We start from the raw sequence: 16773 nt of genomic DNA on the forward strand, positions 1-16773 counted from the left end.
CGGTCAGGCGGTCCCGGAGTGGACGGGCAGCTCGACGGTGATCGTCAGCCCGCCCTCGTCCCTGGGCGTGGCCGTGACCGTGCCGTCGTGCGCCTCGGTGATCACCCGTACGATCGACAGCCCCAGACCGCTACCGCGGTCGGACCGCAGCCGGTCGCCGTGCAGCCGCCGGAACGGCTCGAAGATCGTCTCGATCTCGTACGGCGGCACCTGCAGCCCCGTGTTGGCCACGACCAGCTCGACCCGATCGGCCCGCCGCCGGGTCGTCACCCACACCTCGCCCTTCGGGTGGTTGTGCCTGATGGCGTTCTCCACCAGGTTCTGCACCAGCCGCTCCACCAGCACGGCCTCGCCCGCCGTCGGAGCGGGGTCGAGCAGCCGGTGCATGGTCACCTCCCGTTCGGCGGCCTCGGCCGCCGCCTGGTCCAGCACGTGCTCGGCCACGTCCGTCAGGTCGAACGGCCGCCGGTCCAGCACCGCCTGCTCGCCCTCGGTCAATGCCAGCAGTCCGTCGATGAGGCGCTCGTGGCGGGCGTTGACCAGCAGCAGCGACTCGCCGAGCCGCTTGACGTCGTCGGTCGCGTCCGGCCGCCGCACGGCCACGTCCACGAGCGTCCTGTTGATGGTGAGCGGGGTGCGCAGCTCGTGCGAGGCGTTGGCGACGAAGCGGCGCTGCCCGTCGAACGAGCGCGCGAGGCGGCCGAGCATCAGGTCGTAGCTGTCGGTCAGCTCCTTGATCTCGTCGCGCGAGCCCTTGTACCCGATGCGCTCGCTCAGGTCGTGGTTCTGGGCGATGCGGCGGGCGGTGCCGGTGACGTCCCTGAGCGGGCGGAGCACCATGCCTGCCGTCCGCCAGCCGACCCCGAACGCGAGCCCCGTGCCGCCGAGCACGGCCAGCAAACCGGCGTTACGCAGGTTGCCGAGGACACTGTCCTGGTAGGTGAGGTGTGCCTTGAGTGCGAAGCTCCGGGCGAGCTCGTATCCGTCCTCGAAACGCCGGCTCGACAGCCAGCCCCATCGATCGTGCGGCAGGGTGATCGAGTCGGGGGTGAACACGCTCGCCCGATATTGCAGGCTTGTTCGGACAACGAAGTAGACGGAGACCATGGCGGTCCCGGCGATCACGAAGAAGACGCCCGCGCAGGCCAGCGCGAACCGCAGGCGCATGCTCATGGGATGCGGTACCCCGATCCCGGCACGGTCTCGATGACCTGCGGCTCGCCGAGCTTCTTGCGCAGCTTCATCATCGTCGTGCGCACCGTGTTCGTGAACGGGTCGATGTGCTCGTCCCACACCTTCTCCAGCAGCGTCTCCGCCGAGACCACCGCGCCCTGGGCCCGCAGCAGCTCGGCCAGCAGGCCGAACTCCTTGCGGGCGAGCGGCACGTACCTGCCCTCCCTGAACACCTGCCGGTGCGCCCAGTCCAGCCGCACCCCCGCCCGCTCCAGCATCGGCGGGTCGGCCCGCCTGGCCCGCCGCCCGAGCGCGTGCACCCGGGCCACCAGCTCCTCGAACGCGAACGGCTTGGGCAGGTAGTCGTCGGCACCCAGCGAGAGCCCGGCCACCCGGGACCGCACGTCGCCCGCGGCGGTCAGCATGAGCACCCGCACCAGCCAGCCCCGTTCGACCACGGTCCGGCACACCTCGTCCCCGTGCACCAGCGGCAGGTCCCGGTCGAGGATCAGCACGTCGTAGTCGTGCACCCCGAGCCGTTCGAGCGCCGCGTCCCCGTCATAGGCGACGTCGACGGCCAGTGCCTCCCCGCGTAACCCCTCGGCGATCGAGTCGGCGAGCATCCGCTCGTCCTCGGCGACCAAAACGCGCACTGCGCCCCCAAAAAAGATCTTAAATGCCGCCAGTCTGCTCCGATCGGCATAACGCGCGCATAACCAGAATTGGTGACGCTCAGGTTATAGGTAGCGCGCTGGACTGGCCGCCCTGAAGCCGGGATCCGCCCGGCTCCTTCCGGGATCTCGGGGATTTCGTGCGCGCCCATGGGTTGTTCGGCTGCGTGCTCGTGCTCGCCGCCACGCTGCGCGTGCTGGTCATGCTGGGGTACGACACGGCGCGGCTGTACTGGTACGACTCGTTCACCTACCTGGACACGGCCGTGCACATGAGGCCGCAGGGTGCGTTCCATCCTGCGGGCTATTCGTGGTTCCTGTGGGCGCTGCGGCCCTTCCACAGCGTGGAGCTGGTCGCGGGGGTGCAGCACGCGATGGGGCTGGCCACCGGCTTGATGATCTATCTGCTGCTGCGCCGCCGGTCGCTGCCGGGCTGGGGCGCGGCGCTGGCGGCGGCGCCGGTGCTGTTCGACCCGGCGTTCGTCCGCCTGGAGCACGCCGTGCTGTCGGACTCGCAGGTCGTCTTCCTCCTCATGGCCGCGCTGCTCCTGCTGATGCGGCGGGACGAGCCGTCCACGCGGGCGGCCGCCCTGGCGGGGGTGCTGCTCGCGCTCGCCGGCCTTACCCGCACCGCCACCGTGCCGCTGATCGGCCTGGCCGCCCTCTACCTGCTGTCGCGGCGCAGGTGGTGGCGGCAGGCCCTGGCTCTGGCGGTGGCGGGCACGCTGCCGCTGCTCGCCTACGCCGGCTGGTACGCCCAGCACCACGGCAGGTTCGCGCTGAGCGGCTCCGACGGCGTCGCCCTGTGGGCCCGTACCATGACCTTCGCCGACTGCTCGATCATCAAGCCGCCCCCGGAGGAGGCCGCGCTCTGCCCGAACGGCACAGTCCTGGACGCCGCCTCCGAGTACGTCTGGGATCCCCGGGCGTCGCTCAACCGCCTGCCCGGCGACCGGTTCGCCCACAACGACCTGGCCAGGTCGTTCGCGCTCAAGGCCATCGCCGCCCAGCCCCTGGACTACCTGGGCGAGGTCGTTCGCGACACCTCGCTCGCCTTCACCTGGGAGCCCGTCGCCCACCCGAAGCGAATGGCCCCGTCCACGACCTTCCCGCGCGGCGCGTGGCCGCTCCCTTCGGGCCACGCCCTCATCGACCAGGTGCGCAACGCGTACGACCCGGACATCCGGGGCATGCGCTCCGTCGAGCCCTTCGCCTCGGTCCTGGCCGCCTACCCGTACCCGTGGTTCCTGCACGGCACGCTCTTCGGCGCTCTGCTGCTGGCGGGCGGGGTGGGGGCGGTGGCGCGCCGCCGCCCGGTGCTGCTGCCGTGGTCGTTCGCGATGTTCCTGCTCGTCGCGCCGGTGGCGGCACTCGACTTCGACCACCGGTACGTCCTGCCCGCGATCCCGGTCGCCTGCGTGGCGGCGGCGCTGAGCGTTCACCGGCTTCGTCGCTAGCCCGGTTATCCCGGTGGCTACGATCATGTTGCGCGCCGGCGAGCGCGCCTCGCGCGTCCAAGGGGCGGCGGCGGCCGCTGCGGTGCTGGTGGAGGCCATTGTGACGGGCCTGGTTGACGGGCCTGCCGTCGTGAAAGTGCCGCCTGAGCGCGCTCCGTGGTTCCTCGGCATGACCTTTCCGAGGCTGACATGTCGGCGGATTGTTACGTAATATCCGAACATCGCGAGCGTTGGGGGCGCCAGGGTGCCAGGACAGAGCGTGGGTGTGGTCGTCGATCCCGGAGTACCTCCGGAAGTTGCCGGACTGCTGCGTGCCAACGCCCCGCTGCTGTCCAGACTCAGAGCCGGATGGGTGCCTCCCGCCGAGGTGCCGCCGCCGAAGCGCAAAAGCCCCTCCAGCGCGCTGCTCCTGGCCACCACCCCCGTCGTGATCGCCCTCATGGCCGTCCTGCTCGCCTCGCCGATCAGGCCGGCCGGTTTCGTGCTGCTCGGCACGTACGTCTTCATCGTCCTCGTCAAGATCGCCTCCATGAGCGAGGCGCCGGAGGACAATCGGCCGCACGAGCGCGGCGTGTACGAGCGGGCCCGCTGGTACGACGGCCGCTACCTGCTCCCGGAGGACTTCGACCAGGAGGCCAGGACTGTCCTGGTCAGGGCGCAGCGCGCCATCGGGTCCGTGCTGCGCTCCCACGTCAACGCCGAGGGCCTGCTCGACGACGCCCGCAACGCCCTGATGCTGCCGGCGCAGGAGTGGGAGATCGCCCGCCTGCTCGCCAAGCTCTCGGCGCTGCGCCTGGAGCACCGGGAGCTGCTGGCCAGGGGCATCGCGCCCGAGGTCGCCGCGGTGATCGAGCCGCTCGAGCGCGCGCTGGTCAACAGCGAGGCCGCCGTGGTCGCCCGGGTGGAGGCGCTGGAACGTTACGCCGCCCACGTCGCCGACGCCGAGCGCGCCTACCACGCCCGCAGCCAGATCGAGGAACTGCGCGCCCGGCTGCCGCGCTACGAGGAACTGCTGGCGGAGTCGGGCGCCGACTCGCTCGCCGTGCCCGAGATCGAGCGGCTGGCCGAGGACGCCGACGTGCTGGAACGCACGTTACGGCGCAGCGTCCAGTCCGCCCACGAGGCGTTCCGCTATCTCGAAGGCTGACGCTTGGACAGAACGGCTCATAGGATCGAAAACGTGCCCGGACGTCATGCGAAGGTGATAGTCGATCCGGCGGTGCCCGACGATGTCGCGGCCCTCTTACGTGACAACCGCAAGCTCCTCGTGCGCATCCACGCCGGCTGGGTGCCCGCGCACAGACGCCACCGCCCCCTCGCCGGCCTCGTGACCCGGCTCGCCGTCACTGTGACGGCCGCGGTGGCGGCCGTCTACGGCCTGGCCCTCTTCGTCGCCGAACGCTACACCCCCTTCGTCGTGATCATGACGGGCGCGGCCCTCCTGATCGTCAGCGTCCTGCTCAGGCCCATGCCCGACGCCGAGGTGGAGCGCACGCACGCGCTGGAGCGCGACGTCTACGACGGCTCACGCAGGCACGAGGGCCGCTACGTCCTCCGCGAGCAGCTCGACGAGCCCGCCAGGACCCTCATGACCCGCGCCCAGACGGCCATCGACCAGGTCATGCACTCCCGCGTCAACGCGGAGGGCCTGCTCGACGGCGTGCGCAACGCCGTGATGCTGCCCGCCCAGGAATGGGAGATCGCCCGGCTCCTGGCCAAGCTGTCGGAGCTGCGGGCCGAGCACCAGGAGGTCGTCTCTGAAGGCGTCACCCCCGAGGTCGCCGCCGTGGCCGAACCACTCGCCCAGGCGCTCGACAGCAGCCAGCAGGCGGTGCTGGCCCGCGTCGAGGCGCTGGAACGCTACGCCGGCCACGTCGCCGACGCCGAACGCGCCTACCGCGCCCGCCACCAGATCGAGCGCCTCAGCGCCAAGCTGCCCCGCTACGAGGAGCTCCTCGCCGAGTCGGGCGCCGACGGGTCGGCCGTGCCCGAGCTGAGCAAACTGTCCGACGACGCCGATCGCCTGGAGCAGGCGCTACGCGACAGCGTCAGCTCCGCGCATGAAGCTTTTCGCCACCTTAGGGGGTGACTTCCCTTAGGATCCGGATTCGTGGCGGATGTGGTGATTGACCCCGGGGTGCCGCCGGACGACGCGCAGTTGCTCAGGGAGAGCCGCCAGGTGCTGGCCAAGATGCGCCAGGGCTGGGCCCCCGAGCCGAAGCGGGCCATGTCGAGCAAGCACTACCGCATGATGGCGGTCATCGGACCGGTGGTGTTCGTCGGAGGGCTGGCCGCCGTCGGATTGCTGGGCCGAGGCATCGGAATGTTGTTCGTGCTGCTCGGGATCCCCATGATCATCGCGCTGTTCGTCCGCGCCGACCTGCCGGGGGACGAGCAGGAGGAGTACGAGCGCGAGGTCTACGAGCAGCTGCGCTGGTACGAGGGGCGCTACGTGCTCACCGACGACCTCGACGAGTCCTCCGCCCGCCTGCTCGCCCGCGCCCAGCGCGCCATCGCCGCCGTCACCGAGTCCCGGGTCAACGCCGAGGGCCTGCTCGACGACGTACGCAACGCCGTGATGCTGCCCGCGCAGGAGTGGGAGATCGCCCGGCTGCTGGCCAAGCTCTCCGCGCTGCGTGCCAAGCACAGGGAGACCGTGTCGAAGGGGGTCACGCCCGAGGTGGAGGCCGTGGCCGAGCCCCTCGCGCGGGCGCTCGACTGCAGCGAGGAGGCCGTGCTGGCCCGCGTGGAGGCGCTGGAACGTTACGCCTCCAACGTGGCCGACGCCGAGCGGGCCTACCTGGCGCATCACCAGATCGAGGAGCTGCGGGGACGGGTGCACCAGTACGAGGAGCTGGTGGCAGAGACGGGGGCCGACGGGTTCGCGGTGCCGGAGCTGCAGCGCCTGGCGGAGGACGCGGACCGGCTCGAGCAGGCGCTGAGGCGCAGCGTCCACTCCGCCCACGAGGCCTTCCGCCACCTCGACCCTTCGTAGCGCCTCACTCGTCGTCCAGCAGGTCGTACAGATCCAGGCCGACCTGCTCGGGGAGCAGGGTGGTTGATTCGGGCATCAAGGGCTGTTCGGTCCAGATGCATTTGCCGTTGGCGGTGAAGCGGGTGCCCCAGCGACGGGAGATCGCGGCGACCAACTGCAGCCCGCGCCCGCCCTCGTCGGTGTCGGCGGCGCGGCGGATGCGGGGTGTGGTGGGGCTGCCGTCGGAGACTTCGCAGGTGAGCACGTTGCTGCGCAGGAGGCGCAGGTGGATGGGGCCCTTGGCGTGGCGGACGACGTTGCCGACCAGTTCACTGGCCAGCAGCTCGGTGGTCATCGACAGGTCGTCCAGGTCCCACGCGCGCAACTGGGCGCGGACGTGCTCGCGGGCCTCGCCCGCGGCCCGGGGGTGATCGGGCAGCGGCCAGCAGGCCATGTCCTCGCTCGGCAGCGCGTGGGTGCGGACGACCAGCAGCGCGGCGTCGTCGGTCGTCCGCTGCCTGCTGGGCAGCAGGGTGGCGGTGAGGTGGTCGCACAGGGATTCGAGGCATTCGGCGCAGTGGAGCCCCGTCGCGTCCGGCTGGGCGGCGTGATCCCGGTGTCCGGCCACAGCTCCGGAGATCGTGCCGCGCAGCGCCCTGGCGAGCTCGGCCATGCCCTGGTCGATGTCCATGGTGGAGGATTCGACCAGTCCGTCGGTGTAGAGCACCAGCAGGCTGCCTTCGGGCAGTTCCATCTCCACGGTGTCGAAGGGCGGGGTGGCGGCGCCGAGGGGAGAGTTGGGGTCGGCGTCGGGGAAGTGGACGGTGCGGTCGGGGTGGACCACGGCGGGCGGGGGATGGCCGGCGCGGGCCAGGGCGCAGGAGCGGTTGGTGGCGTCGTAGACCAGGTAAAGGCAGGTGGCGTAGAAGTCGTCGCCGAGCTCGCTGACCAGGTCGTTGAGGTGGGAGAGCAGCTCGTCGGGGGACAGCTCCAGGTCGGCCAGGGTGCGCACCGCGGTGCGCAGGCGGGCCATGGTGACCGCCTCGGCCACGCCGTGCCCCATGACGTCGCCGATGACGATGGCGACCCGGTCCGCCGACAGCGAGATGATGTCGTACCAGTCGCCGCCGACCTCCATGTCCTTGCTCGCGGGAAGATAGCGCGCCGCGGGCGTGACCGCGGGCAGAGTGGGCAGCTCGCGGGGGAGCAGCTCGCGCTGCAGCTCCCGGGCCCGCGTGTGCTCCCTGTCGTACAGGCGCGCGCGTTCCATGGCCTGGGCGATCAGCCCGCTGAGCGTGGTGAGCAGGTTGCGCTCCACGCCGGTGAACTGGTGCCGGTCGGTGAAGGAGACGACGCAGCTGCCCACCGGGCGTCCCGAGGCGACCAGCGGGAGGATGGCCCACGCCTGCTTGCCGCCCGCCGCCGGGATGTCGGCCGTCGCGGGGTAGCGCTCGATGTACTCCTCGGACGAGCTGATGAACATCGGGGTGCGCTCCCGGAGGACCCCTGTCATCGGGAGCCCCCAGGAGGCCGGCATGCGGGCTATCCGGTCGATGAACTCCTTGGGGTACCCGGTGAACCCGACCGGCCGCAGGTGGTCGCCCTCCAGGAAGGAGAGCATCAGCCCCGAGGCGCCGAACGACGGCAGGATGTGATCGGCGGAGGCGGCCACGACGTCGCGTACGGTGACCGCCTCGGCCAGCGCACCGGCCAGCCGCCTGATATGGGAGGCCCGCTCCGCGGAAGCGCTCTCGGCGTTACGCGTCTGCGGCGCGATGATCGTCTCGAGGACGTCATGGGTTCTGGAGACGTCCCACAGAGTGCCGACCATGCGTGCCGGTTCGCCGTTGTCGTCGAGCACCAGTTGGCCGCGGACCCGTACCCAGCCGATCGTCCCGTCCTGGCGGCACACCCGGTACTCGGTGCTGTGCATCCTCCCGGTGTAGATCGCCTCATCCATGTCGGACAGCACCCAGGGCAGATCGTCGGGGTGGATGGTGCCCATCCAGGTGTCGATCCGGCCGTCGACGGTGTCCGGATCGAGACCGAGCACCGTGGGCATCGCGTCGTTCCAGACGATGTCACCGGTCCGGATGTCCCAGTCCCACGTGCCGACCGCCTGCAGGTCCTGCGGGCCTGTGGGCTGTTCCTCCCACTCCGTGAGAGCCGGATCGGGCGGCGGTGCCGTGGACCTGCCCAGACGCTCGCCGGCCCACCGGCCCAGGGTGTCGAGAAAGGCCCGTTGCCCCGCCGACGGCTTGCGCGAGGAGACCGTCACGACCGACAGTGCCCCGACCGGTCCGCCGCGGCCGAGCAGCGGGACGGCCGCGATCGCCGTGCCGACCGGCCAGGATCCGGCTTCGGCCCCGTCGGGCGGCCCGTTGGCCATCGCGCCATGTTCGGGCATCCCGTGGCCGATGCTCGCCAGAGAGGCCTGTACGAACGCACCTTCCCGGAAGGCGCGCGCCGGGGCGAGCGGGCCGTTGCCGTCGACGCGCTCCCACGCCTGGGTGAAGGCCGGAGGGAGCCCGCTGGTCACCGCCAGGCGCAGTCCGCCGCCGAAGCCGGGGCTGCCAAGGTGCACCATCCCGCCCAGGCCGGCCAGTTCGGCGACTGCCTGCTGGATCGCGAACCGCAGGAGCTCGATGCCACGCAGATCGTCACCGGCCAGCGCCAGGAGCCGTCCCCGCTTCTCGGAAACGTGGTCCGCCCCCCTGATCCGCAGACCTGGCGCACGCCGTTCGCCCATCCCCACCCCCTGCCCTTCACCTCGTCACCAAGGTCTCCTTCAGGGTTGAGCACGATCCTGCGGAGCCCGGGTCCTGGCGCGCGTCTGCCGCGCCAACCCGGGAGGAATCTGGATATTTAGGGAGATACTCCAGTATAACTACCCAAACACCCCTTCATTGCTCCTCTCGTGCGACCGCAATCCGCGCACACACGTGAAGATTCCGATGAGCGCCGCGCGAAGCCCAGGGCGCGTCAGGCGGGGCGGGCGGTCTCCAGAAGGAGGTCGCACAGCGCGTCGGCCGCGTCCACGCGGCCCAGCTTGGCCGCCGCCTGGCCCATCGTCTGGCGCAGCTCCGGGTCGGCGAGCAGCGGCATCAGCTCGGACAGCAGCTGCTCGGCAGACGGACGCGGCTCCAGCAGGGCCCGCGCCGCCCCCGCCGAGGCCAGGTACGCGGCGTTCTTGCGCTGCTCGTCACCACCGGTCGGGATCAGCGGAATGAGCACGGCGGGCTTGCCGACGGCCGTCAGCTCGGACACCGTCCCGGCCCCGCTGCGGGCGATCACCACGTCGGCCGCGGCGAACAGGTCGGCCAGCTCCCCGCCGACATAGGGCACCGGATGGTAGCGCTCGGCCAGGTCGGCAGGCAGCTCCACGGCCCGCATCTGGTCGATCCACGCGGGCCCGCACTGGTGCACGATCTGCGCGTGCGCCAGCAGTCGCGGGAGAACCTCCGCGATCAAGGTGTTGATCTGCTTGCTGCCCTGCGCGCCGCCCGTCACGTAGATCAGCGGCACCTCGAACGTCAGCCCGAACAGGTCATACGCCGCCGCCCTGTTGCCCTGCAGCAGCTCCGGCCTGATCGGGTTGCCCGTCACCACGGCCTTCGAGCGCGCGGAGGCCGGCAAGTATTCCAGCGACGACTCGTGCGACAGCGCGATCCTGGTCGCCAGCCTGGCCAGGATCCGGTTGGCCAGGCCGACCACGGTCGTCTGCTCGTGCATCACCAAAGGGCGGCGGATCAGCTTGGCCGCCACCCCGATGGGCACCGCCACGTACCCTCCGGTCGACAGCACCACATCGGGCAGGTAGCGGGCCGCGTGCCCCACCGCCTGCAGCACCCCGATCGGGATGCGGAACACGTCGGCGATGTTGGTGCCCAGCTCCTTGAGATTCGGGCGGCGCCGCAGCTTTCCCGTCGTGATCGCCTTGAACGGGATGCCGTGCTCGGCCGTGATCCGCGCCTCCAGGCCGTTGGCCGTGCCCACCCAGAGCACGTCGTGCGGCACCTGACGTCGCTGAACGGCCGCCAGCGTGGTCAGAGCCGGATAGGTGTGACCACCGGTGCCGCCGCCGGTGATCAACAGTCGCAGGGTTCGTGACATGCGATCAGACTAGGGCCGCACAGCGGAAACCCGTGTGCCCGGTGGCGGAGTCAGGCGTGTTGGAGGTGCGCGCGGCCACGCGGTAGCGGTTGCAGTAGGAGTCGTGGCACATGTACGAGCCGCCGCGGATCACCTTCGCCGTGCCCTTGGCGGGACCGGCCGGGTTGTCGGCGAACGGCTCCCACTCCGTGCCCCACCAGTCGGCCGTCCACTCCCACACGTTGCCGGAGACGTTGTAGAGGCCGTACCCGTTGGGCTGGAACGATTTCACCGGCACCGTCCCCTTGCTCGGCGCGGCCGGGAAGGCGCCCTGCCAGATGTTGCACCGCTGCCGCCCCTTGGGCGCCAGCTCGTCGCCCCACGGGTAGCGCTTGCGCTCCAGGCCGCCGCGGGCCGCCATCTCCCACTCCGCCTCCGTGGGCAGCCGCTTGCCCGCCCACGTGGCGTACGCGGTGGCGTCGTTCCAGGACACGTGCACGACGGGATGGTTCTGCCGGTCGCCTGCCGACGACTCCGGACCCTCCGGCGAGCGCCACGTGGCGCCCTCGACCCCCACCCACCAGGGCGCGCCCGGCACGGTGGCGTCCATCACCCCGCGCGCGGCGAACTGGCGGAACACGAACGACCAGCCGATCCGCTCCGCCTCCGTGACATATCCGGTCTCCTTGACGAACGTGGCGAACTGGGCATTCGTCACGCACGCCGGATCGATCATGAACGGCTCCAGCCGCACCTCCCGCACCGGCCCCTCGCCGTCCTCGGGCCGCCCGTCCGGGTCGTCGCCGCCCATGAGGAACGTCCCGCCCGGTATGCGCACCATCCCGCGCGGCACCGCCCGCCGCACGTCGACCCCGGCAGGCTGCCGGTACGGCTCCGCGGCGGCACCGTCTCTGCTCGGGCCACAGCAAGCGCTCAAGGATCCCCCAAACATGTCACAACACCAAGGAAGGGTAGCCCCTGAGCCCTGTCCACGATCACCCGGCCGCCCCAGCCGGCCGCCCCGCCCGCTGACACCGACCACACCGCCCGGTCCCGCCGAGCCCCACCACGCCCACCCGGACACCGTGGACTCCGCTTCGCTGTCAAAGCCGCAGACCGGTAGCGTTTTCCCATGCGACTCGGCGTGCTGGACATCGGCTCGAACACCGTCCATTTACTGGTCGTCGACGCCCACAGGGGCGCCCGGCCCATGCCGGCCTACTCCCACAAGGAGGGGCTGCGGCTCACGGAATACCTGGACGAGGACAACCGGCTGGCCGACGAGGGCATCGAGCGGCTCGCCGACTTCGTCGAGGAGGCCGTACACATGGCGGAGGACAAGGGGGTGGAGGACCTGCTGGCCTTCGCCACCTCCGCCGTGCGCGAGGCGGCCAACGGCGAGGAGGTGCTCGCGCAGGTCGAGGAGCGCAGCGGCGTGCACATCGCGGTGCTGTCCGGGCGCGACGAGGCCAGGCTGACGTTCCTGGCCGTGCGGCGGTGGTTCGGGTGGTCGTCGGGGCGGCTGCTGGCCTTCGACATAGGGGGCGGCTCGCTGGAGATCGCCGCGGGGGTGAACGAGGAGCCCGACGTGGCCGTCTCGCTGCCGTTGGGCGCCGGGCGGCTGACGCGCGACTGGTTCACCGCCGACCCGCCGTCTCCCGAGGAGGTGCGCACGCTGCGCAGGCACGTACGCACCGAGATCGCCCGCACGGTCGGCGACGTCGCCAGGTATGGCGAGCCCGACCGCGCGGTGGCCACGTCCAAGACGTTCAAGCAGCTCGCCAGGATCGCCGGCGCGGCGCCCTCGAGCGATGGCCCGTACATCTCGCGCTCGTTGTCCCGGGAGGACATGGCCGACTGGGCGGTCAAGCTGACCACGATGAGCTCCGCCGAGCGGGCCCAGCTGGCCGGCGTGTCCGAGGGGCGCGCGGCGCAGCTGGCAGCCGGGGCGCTGGTCGCCGACGCGGCCATGGACCTGTTCGAGGTGGACCGGCTCGAGGTGTGCCCGTGGGCGCTGCGCGAGGGAGTGATACTGCGCAGGTTCGACCTCCTGCCTGGACGGCTCGACCAGCTCAACGGGGGTACGCCAGAGTAAGGCCGATATATCTTAAAGAAGTGGCATAAAGGGCTGGTCGGCGGGCACTTTCCGCCAGATGTTGGAAGTGATCGGCACGATCGGCTCCCTGATGACCGCGCTCCTGCTCATCGTCCTGGCCGTGCTGGCCATCTCGGTGCTCGCCCTCGTCGGCTTCGCCGTGCTGGCCGGCTCGATGGCCGACTGGCGCGCACTGTGGCGGCGGCTGACCGGGCGCCGGCCGAGGTTGACGCTGAAGCTGAGCGGGAGCGGGGTGCCCGCCCGGCTGCGGGCGGAGCTGAGCGGGAGCATGCCCCGCACGCGCCGCCGCTTCCCGCTGGGCGGCGCCCAGCCCAGGGAACGCCCGAGCGGCGGGGACCCGCGGCGTTCGAGGCTCCACGCGCACCGCCCGGTGGAGCGGCAGCCGAACCTCTGAACGCACCCTGCGCGGCCGCGCTTCCGCACGGCCGCGCTTTCCGCGGTGCTGCTCGGCAGGGCGCTACTTCCGCGGCGCCGTTTTCCCGCGCTGTGCTTCACGCCACTGTGACCGTTGCAGTTGGTTGTTACGGCTGGTTGTCACATGGGCCGTTTCACGTGGCCATGAGGTGCTGGCCAGCTGCCCCAGGGGCGTACCGCAGCCGCTTTTCCAGGCAGACCACCGCCCCGTGCTCGTGCCTGTTGACGAAGCGGATGTCATCGGCGAGCGCGCGCATGATCTGCAGCCCGCGTCCGTGCTCGGCGCCGGGCTCAGGGGTGACGATCTTGTTCGGGTCCTTGCCGGGGGCGAACCCGTTGCCGGCGTCGATAACCTTGATGATGCACAGATGATCATGAACAGTCGCGCTGACCGTGTAGTCGTCGCTCGGCTCCGCGTGCCTGATCACGTTCGAGCACGCCTCGGTCAGCATGAGCTCGATGTCATCGCGCACTTGCGGGTCGACGCCGAGCGATCGCAGCGTGCCGTCCAGCATCTGCCTGGTAAGCGGGACGCTCGCCGCATCCCTGGGCAGCCGGAGCGCTATCGTGGCCTCCACCGCCGACTCCTCCTCCCGATTGGATGCGTGGGAGCCCCCTGCCCTCGATCGAATGAGTCAATCGTCCCTCTAGACGTTCGAAGCCTCAAATGTCATGGCTCCAGCAGGCGCCTGGCCACCTCCAGCGTCGCCTTGTGGATCTCGTCGTCGGAGAGCTCGCCCTCCTTCAGCAGCCACTTGCCCGCGTGCAGGGCGAACAGCGCCATCGAGTGGCTGATGCGCTCGACGGGCGTGGCGCCGGGCTCACTCATCTCGGCAGACAGATCCATCATCCGCTCGCGGATCTTGATGAGCGTCGGATGGTCGCGCAGCGCGGTCTGGTTGCGCTCCAGGAACCTGGCCACCCCGATGTGCCGGGTGCCCCTGAGCAGCTCGGCGTAGCGTTCGACCAGCTCGCGCCGCGTCTGCGGGGTCTTCGGGCGGCCCTTGAACCACGCGAGCAGCTCATCCAGCTCGGCCAGCCGGGCGTTGACGAGGCTCGCCACGATGTCGTCCTTCGTCTTGAAGTGGTAGTACAGGGCGGCCTTGGTCACCCCGAGCTCCTCGGCGATCTCCCGCAGCGAGGTCGCCTCGTAGCCCTGCTCGGTGAACAGCCTGAGCGCGATCTCCTGGATCCGGCTTCGCGTGTCTTCCCGCACTTCACACCTTTTCGACTTGACGGCCGGCAAGTAAGTTACTACCTTATTTTATGCTTGCCGGGCGGCAAGTAAGCAAGTCTGGAACTTGGGGGTTGTGTGGTGGCGGAGGCAGCCGGACGGCGCCGCGAGGTGATGGTCGTCCTGCCGGGGCTCATGTTAGCGATGGTCCTGGCGATGCTGGACAACATGATCGTGGGCACGGCCATGCCGCGCATCGTCGGCGAGCTCGGCGGTCTGACTCATCTGTCCTGGGTCGTCACGGCGTACGTGCTGGGCACGACCGTCTCGACGCCGATCTGGGGCAAGATCGGCGACCTGTACGGGCGCAAGACCATCTTCATCATCTCGATCGTCATCTTCCTCATCGGCTCGGCGCTGTGCGGCATGGCGGGCTCGTCGCTGCTCGGCGGGCCGGACGGCGGCATGGGTCAGCTGATCGCGTTCCGCGCTATCCAGGGGCTCGGCGCGGGCGGCCTGATCGTGAACGTCATGGCCATCATCGGCGACCTGGTGCCGCCCCGCGAGCGCGGCCAGTACCAGGGCATCATGGCCGGCGTCATGTCGCTGGCGATGATCGCGGGCCCGCTGGTCGGCGGCTTCATCACCGACTACCGCGACTGGCGCTGGGCCTTCTACGTGAACCTGCCGATCGGCGCGATCGCGCTGGGCGTCATCATGCTCCGGCTGCACCTGCCCAAGCTGCACAACAAGGTGCGCATCGACTGGGCGGGCGCGATCCTGCTGTCGATCAGCATCACCGCGATGGTGCTCATCACGACCTGGGGCGGCAACGAGTACACGTGGGGCTCCTGGCAGATCCTCAGCCTGGCCGCGCTCGCCGTGGTCACCCTGGTCGCCTTCGTGGCGGTGGAGCGCAAGGCCGTCGAGCCGATCATGCCGCTGCAGCTCTTCCGTAACCGCAACTTCACGCTCATCTCGATCATCGGCTTCCTGCTGGGCTTCGCGATGTTCGGCGCGATCAACTTCCTGCCGCTGTTCCAGCAGATGGTGCAGGGCGCCACGGCCACCAACTCCGGCCTGCTCATGCTGCCGATGATGGCCGCCGCGATGGTCGTGTCGCTGTACGTGGGCAAGGCCATCACCGCGACCGGCAAGTACAAGATCTACCCGGTGCTCGGCGGCATCGGCATGACTGTGGGCATGTGGCTGCTGTCCACGATGGACGTCACCACGTCCGTCTGGGAGACCGGCGTCTACATCGCCGTGCTCGGCCTCGGCATGGGCTTCCTGATGCAGACCACGATGCTCATCGCGCAGAACAGCGTCGAGCAGAAGGACCTGGGCGTCTCCAGCAGCGCGACCACGTTCTTCCGGTCGATCGGTGGCTCGTTCGGCGTCTCGCTGTTCGGGGCGATCTTCAACAACCACTTCCTGTCGGAGCTGACCGGCAGGTTCGGCGAGCAGGCGGCCGAGCGCATGGCCAAGAGCGGCGGCCGGATGGACCCCGGGGCGGTCGCGCACATGCCCGCGCAGATGCGCACCGGGCTGCTGGAGTCGCTGGCGACCTCGATCTCCGGCGTCTTCTGGTGGGCCATCGCCTTCGCGGTCGTCGTGCCGGTGGTGGCGGCGTTCGTCAAGGAGATCCCGCTGCGCGGTGGCGGCCCCGTGGCCGCCGCGGACGACAAGGCCGTCACCCCGGCGGCCGGCTGAAAACAGGAGGCAAGCGGCGGGCGTTTTTTGAACAATGTCCGCTATGCAGCACACCCTCAGCCGCCCGCGCGTGGAAGACGCCCCGGCCATCCACGAGCTCATCGCCGCCTGCGACACCGCGGTGATCGGCGCCCCCGACGTGACGCTCGACGACGTCGCCGACGAGCTGGTAGAGCCCGGCTTCGACCGCGACAAGGACGGCTGGCTGGCCCGCGACGCCGACGGCCGCCTCGCGGGCTGGGCCTGGGCGCACCGCATCGGCGACGGCGACCTCGTGAACGTCCAGGTGATCGTACGCCCTGGGGCGGACGGCCTGGCGGGCGAGCTGGGGCGGCTGGTGATCGGCAGGGCCCGCGAACTGGGGGCCGAGCGCGGCCACGACCGCGTCACCGTCGACCTCGACGTCTACCGCGCCGACGAGGCCAAGCAGGCGCTGGCCAAGGAGCTCGGCTTCGAGCCGGGCACCAGCTTCCACCGCATGCGCATCGATCACTCCGGTCCCGTGGCTCCGCCCGTACCGCCTGACGGGGTGACGCTGCACACGGGGGAGGGCGAGCAGGCGCGGCGCGAGGCGCACAGAGTGCACCAGGAGGGCTTCGCCGAGCACTTCGGGTTCGTGGCGGTCGACTACGACTCCTGGCACGCGCGCCGGCAGGCGCAGTCGGCCAACGACTGGTCCCAGCTCACGCTCGCCCGCCTGGACGGCCGCCCCGCCGGGGTGCTGATCGGCAACAACCAGTTCGTCCCCGACGAGGACTGCGGCTACGTGGCCACCCTGGCGGTCCTGCCGGAGTTCCGGGGGAGGGGCCTCGGCCGCTTCCTCCTGCGCCACGCCTTCGCCGCCGACGCCGCGCGGGGCCGCAAGGGCACGATCCTGCACGTCGACTCCAACAACACGACCCCCGCACTGGGGTTGTACGAGTCGGCGGGCATGCGCCCGGTCCTCGTCATCGACGTCTGGCGCCGCCGCCTCTGACCCGCCCCGCGTG

At 70.6% G+C, this 16773-nt stretch carries 15 protein-coding genes; 8 read left to right on the top strand and 7 right to left on the bottom strand.

What is annotated here, in order from left to right:
* Positions 1 to 3: 3 nt before the first annotated feature.
* Both ACIBVN_RS38355 and ACIBVN_RS38360 read right to left on the bottom strand, forming a co-directional pair.
* Positions 4 to 1173, bottom strand: coding sequence for a sensor histidine kinase (locus ACIBVN_RS38355; RefSeq protein ID WP_397145095.1), 1170 nt, complete (start codon positions 1171 to 1173; stop codon positions 4 to 6).
* The gene (locus ACIBVN_RS38360) at positions 1170 to 1826 is read right to left on the bottom strand and encodes a response regulator transcription factor (protein ID WP_397145097.1); all 657 of its coding nucleotides are present in this window, start codon (positions 1824 to 1826) and stop codon (positions 1170 to 1172) included. The genes ACIBVN_RS38355 and ACIBVN_RS38360 overlap by 4 nt, the downstream gene beginning before the upstream one ends.
* A 158-nt stretch (positions 1827 to 1984) precedes the next feature.
* Here ACIBVN_RS38360 and ACIBVN_RS38365 point away from each other — a divergent pair, with 158 nt between their 5' ends.
* From ACIBVN_RS38365 to ACIBVN_RS38380, 4 genes are all read left to right on the top strand, one after another.
* A complete protein-coding gene (locus ACIBVN_RS38365) occupies positions 1985 to 3301 on the top strand; it encodes a glycosyltransferase family 39 protein (RefSeq protein WP_397145099.1) in 1317 nt (438 codons plus the stop codon).
* Between the two features lie 259 nt (positions 3302 to 3560).
* Positions 3561 to 4448, top strand: a complete 888-nt coding sequence (locus tag ACIBVN_RS38370) for a hypothetical protein (protein ID WP_397145101.1) — start codon at positions 3561 to 3563, stop codon at positions 4446 to 4448.
* Positions 4449 to 4481: 33 nt separating this feature from the next.
* Positions 4482 to 5390: a hypothetical protein gene (locus ACIBVN_RS38375; RefSeq protein WP_397145103.1), complete on the top strand. Its 909-nt coding sequence runs from the start codon at positions 4482 to 4484 to the stop codon at positions 5388 to 5390.
* A gap of 21 nt (positions 5391 to 5411) precedes the next feature.
* Positions 5412 to 6296, top strand: coding sequence for a hypothetical protein (locus tag ACIBVN_RS38380; RefSeq protein WP_397145105.1), 885 nt, complete (start codon positions 5412 to 5414; stop codon positions 6294 to 6296).
* 4 nt (positions 6297 to 6300) lie between these two features.
* Here ACIBVN_RS38380 and ACIBVN_RS38385 read toward each other — a convergent pair whose 3' ends face one another.
* From ACIBVN_RS38385 to ACIBVN_RS38395, 3 genes are all read right to left on the bottom strand, one after another.
* Positions 6301 to 9024, bottom strand: a complete 2724-nt coding sequence (locus ACIBVN_RS38385; protein WP_397145107.1) for a SpoIIE family protein phosphatase — start codon at positions 9022 to 9024, stop codon at positions 6301 to 6303.
* A 233-nt stretch (positions 9025 to 9257) separates the two neighbouring features.
* On the bottom strand, positions 9258 to 10388 hold the full coding sequence (locus ACIBVN_RS38390) for a UDP-N-acetylglucosamine--N-acetylmuramyl-(pentapeptide) pyrophosphoryl-undecaprenol N-acetylglucosamine transferase (protein ID WP_397145109.1): 1131 nt from the start codon (positions 10386 to 10388) through the stop codon (positions 9258 to 9260).
* 4 nt (positions 10389 to 10392) lie between these two features.
* Positions 10393 to 11208: a formylglycine-generating enzyme family protein gene (locus ACIBVN_RS38395; protein WP_397145241.1), complete on the bottom strand. Its 816-nt coding sequence runs from the start codon at positions 11206 to 11208 to the stop codon at positions 10393 to 10395.
* A 291-nt stretch (positions 11209 to 11499) separates the two neighbouring features.
* Here ACIBVN_RS38395 and ACIBVN_RS38400 point away from each other — a divergent pair, with 291 nt between their 5' ends.
* On the top strand, positions 11500 to 12462 hold the full coding sequence (locus ACIBVN_RS38400) for a Ppx/GppA family phosphatase (protein ID WP_397145111.1): 963 nt from the start codon (positions 11500 to 11502) through the stop codon (positions 12460 to 12462).
* 58 nt (positions 12463 to 12520) lie between these two features.
* Positions 12521 to 12877, top strand: a complete 357-nt coding sequence (locus ACIBVN_RS38405) for a hypothetical protein (protein ID WP_397145113.1) — start codon at positions 12521 to 12523, stop codon at positions 12875 to 12877.
* 154 nt (positions 12878 to 13031) lie between these two features.
* Here the strand turns inward: ACIBVN_RS38405 and ACIBVN_RS38410 are convergent, their stop codons facing one another.
* The gene (locus tag ACIBVN_RS38410) at positions 13032 to 13475 is read right to left on the bottom strand and encodes an ATP-binding protein (protein ID WP_397145115.1); all 444 of its coding nucleotides are present in this window, start codon (positions 13473 to 13475) and stop codon (positions 13032 to 13034) included.
* Between the two features lie 92 nt (positions 13476 to 13567).
* A complete protein-coding gene (locus ACIBVN_RS38415; protein WP_397145117.1) occupies positions 13568 to 14113 on the bottom strand; it encodes a TetR/AcrR family transcriptional regulator in 546 nt (181 codons plus the stop codon).
* 99 nt (positions 14114 to 14212) lie between these two features.
* On the opposite strand from ACIBVN_RS38415, the gene ACIBVN_RS38420 reads away from it, so the two are divergent.
* Both ACIBVN_RS38420 and ACIBVN_RS38425 read left to right on the top strand, forming a co-directional pair.
* A complete protein-coding gene (locus ACIBVN_RS38420; protein WP_397145119.1) occupies positions 14213 to 15784 on the top strand; it encodes an MDR family MFS transporter in 1572 nt (523 codons plus the stop codon).
* 43 nt (positions 15785 to 15827) lie between these two features.
* Positions 15828 to 16760 carry a GNAT family N-acetyltransferase gene (locus tag ACIBVN_RS38425; RefSeq protein WP_397145121.1) on the top strand — a complete coding sequence of 311 codons (933 nt, stop codon included), beginning with the start codon at positions 15828 to 15830 and terminating at the stop codon, positions 16758 to 16760.
* Positions 16761 to 16773: the final 13 nt, after the last annotated feature.

This window comes from Nonomuraea sp. NPDC049400 (assembly GCF_044466425.1).
Lineage (GTDB): Bacteria > Actinomycetota > Actinomycetes > Streptosporangiales > Streptosporangiaceae > Nonomuraea.

Bases quoted from the DNA above. Each gene is read 5' to 3' on its own strand.
- ACIBVN_RS38355 (WP_397145095.1), bottom strand. From the start codon at position 1,173: ATGAGCATGCGCCTGCGGTTCGCGCTGGCCTGCGCGGGCGTCTTCTTC.
- ACIBVN_RS38400 (WP_397145111.1), top strand. From the start codon at position 11,500: ATGCGACTCGGCGTGCTGGACATCGGCTCGAACACCGTCCATTTACTG.
- ACIBVN_RS38405 (WP_397145113.1), top strand. From the start codon at position 12,521: ATGTTGGAAGTGATCGGCACGATCGGCTCCCTGATGACCGCGCTCCTG.
- ACIBVN_RS38390 (WP_397145109.1), bottom strand. From the start codon at position 10,388: ATGTCACGAACCCTGCGACTGTTGATCACCGGCGGCGGCACCGGTGGT.
- ACIBVN_RS38425 (WP_397145121.1), top strand. From the start codon at position 15,828: ATGCAGCACACCCTCAGCCGCCCGCGCGTGGAAGACGCCCCGGCCATC.
- ACIBVN_RS38385 (WP_397145107.1), bottom strand. From the start codon at position 9,024: ATGGGCGAACGGCGTGCGCCAGGTCTGCGGATCAGGGGGGCGGACCAC.
- ACIBVN_RS38395 (WP_397145241.1), bottom strand. From the start codon at position 11,208: ATGGTGCGCATACCGGGCGGGACGTTCCTCATGGGCGGCGACGACCCG.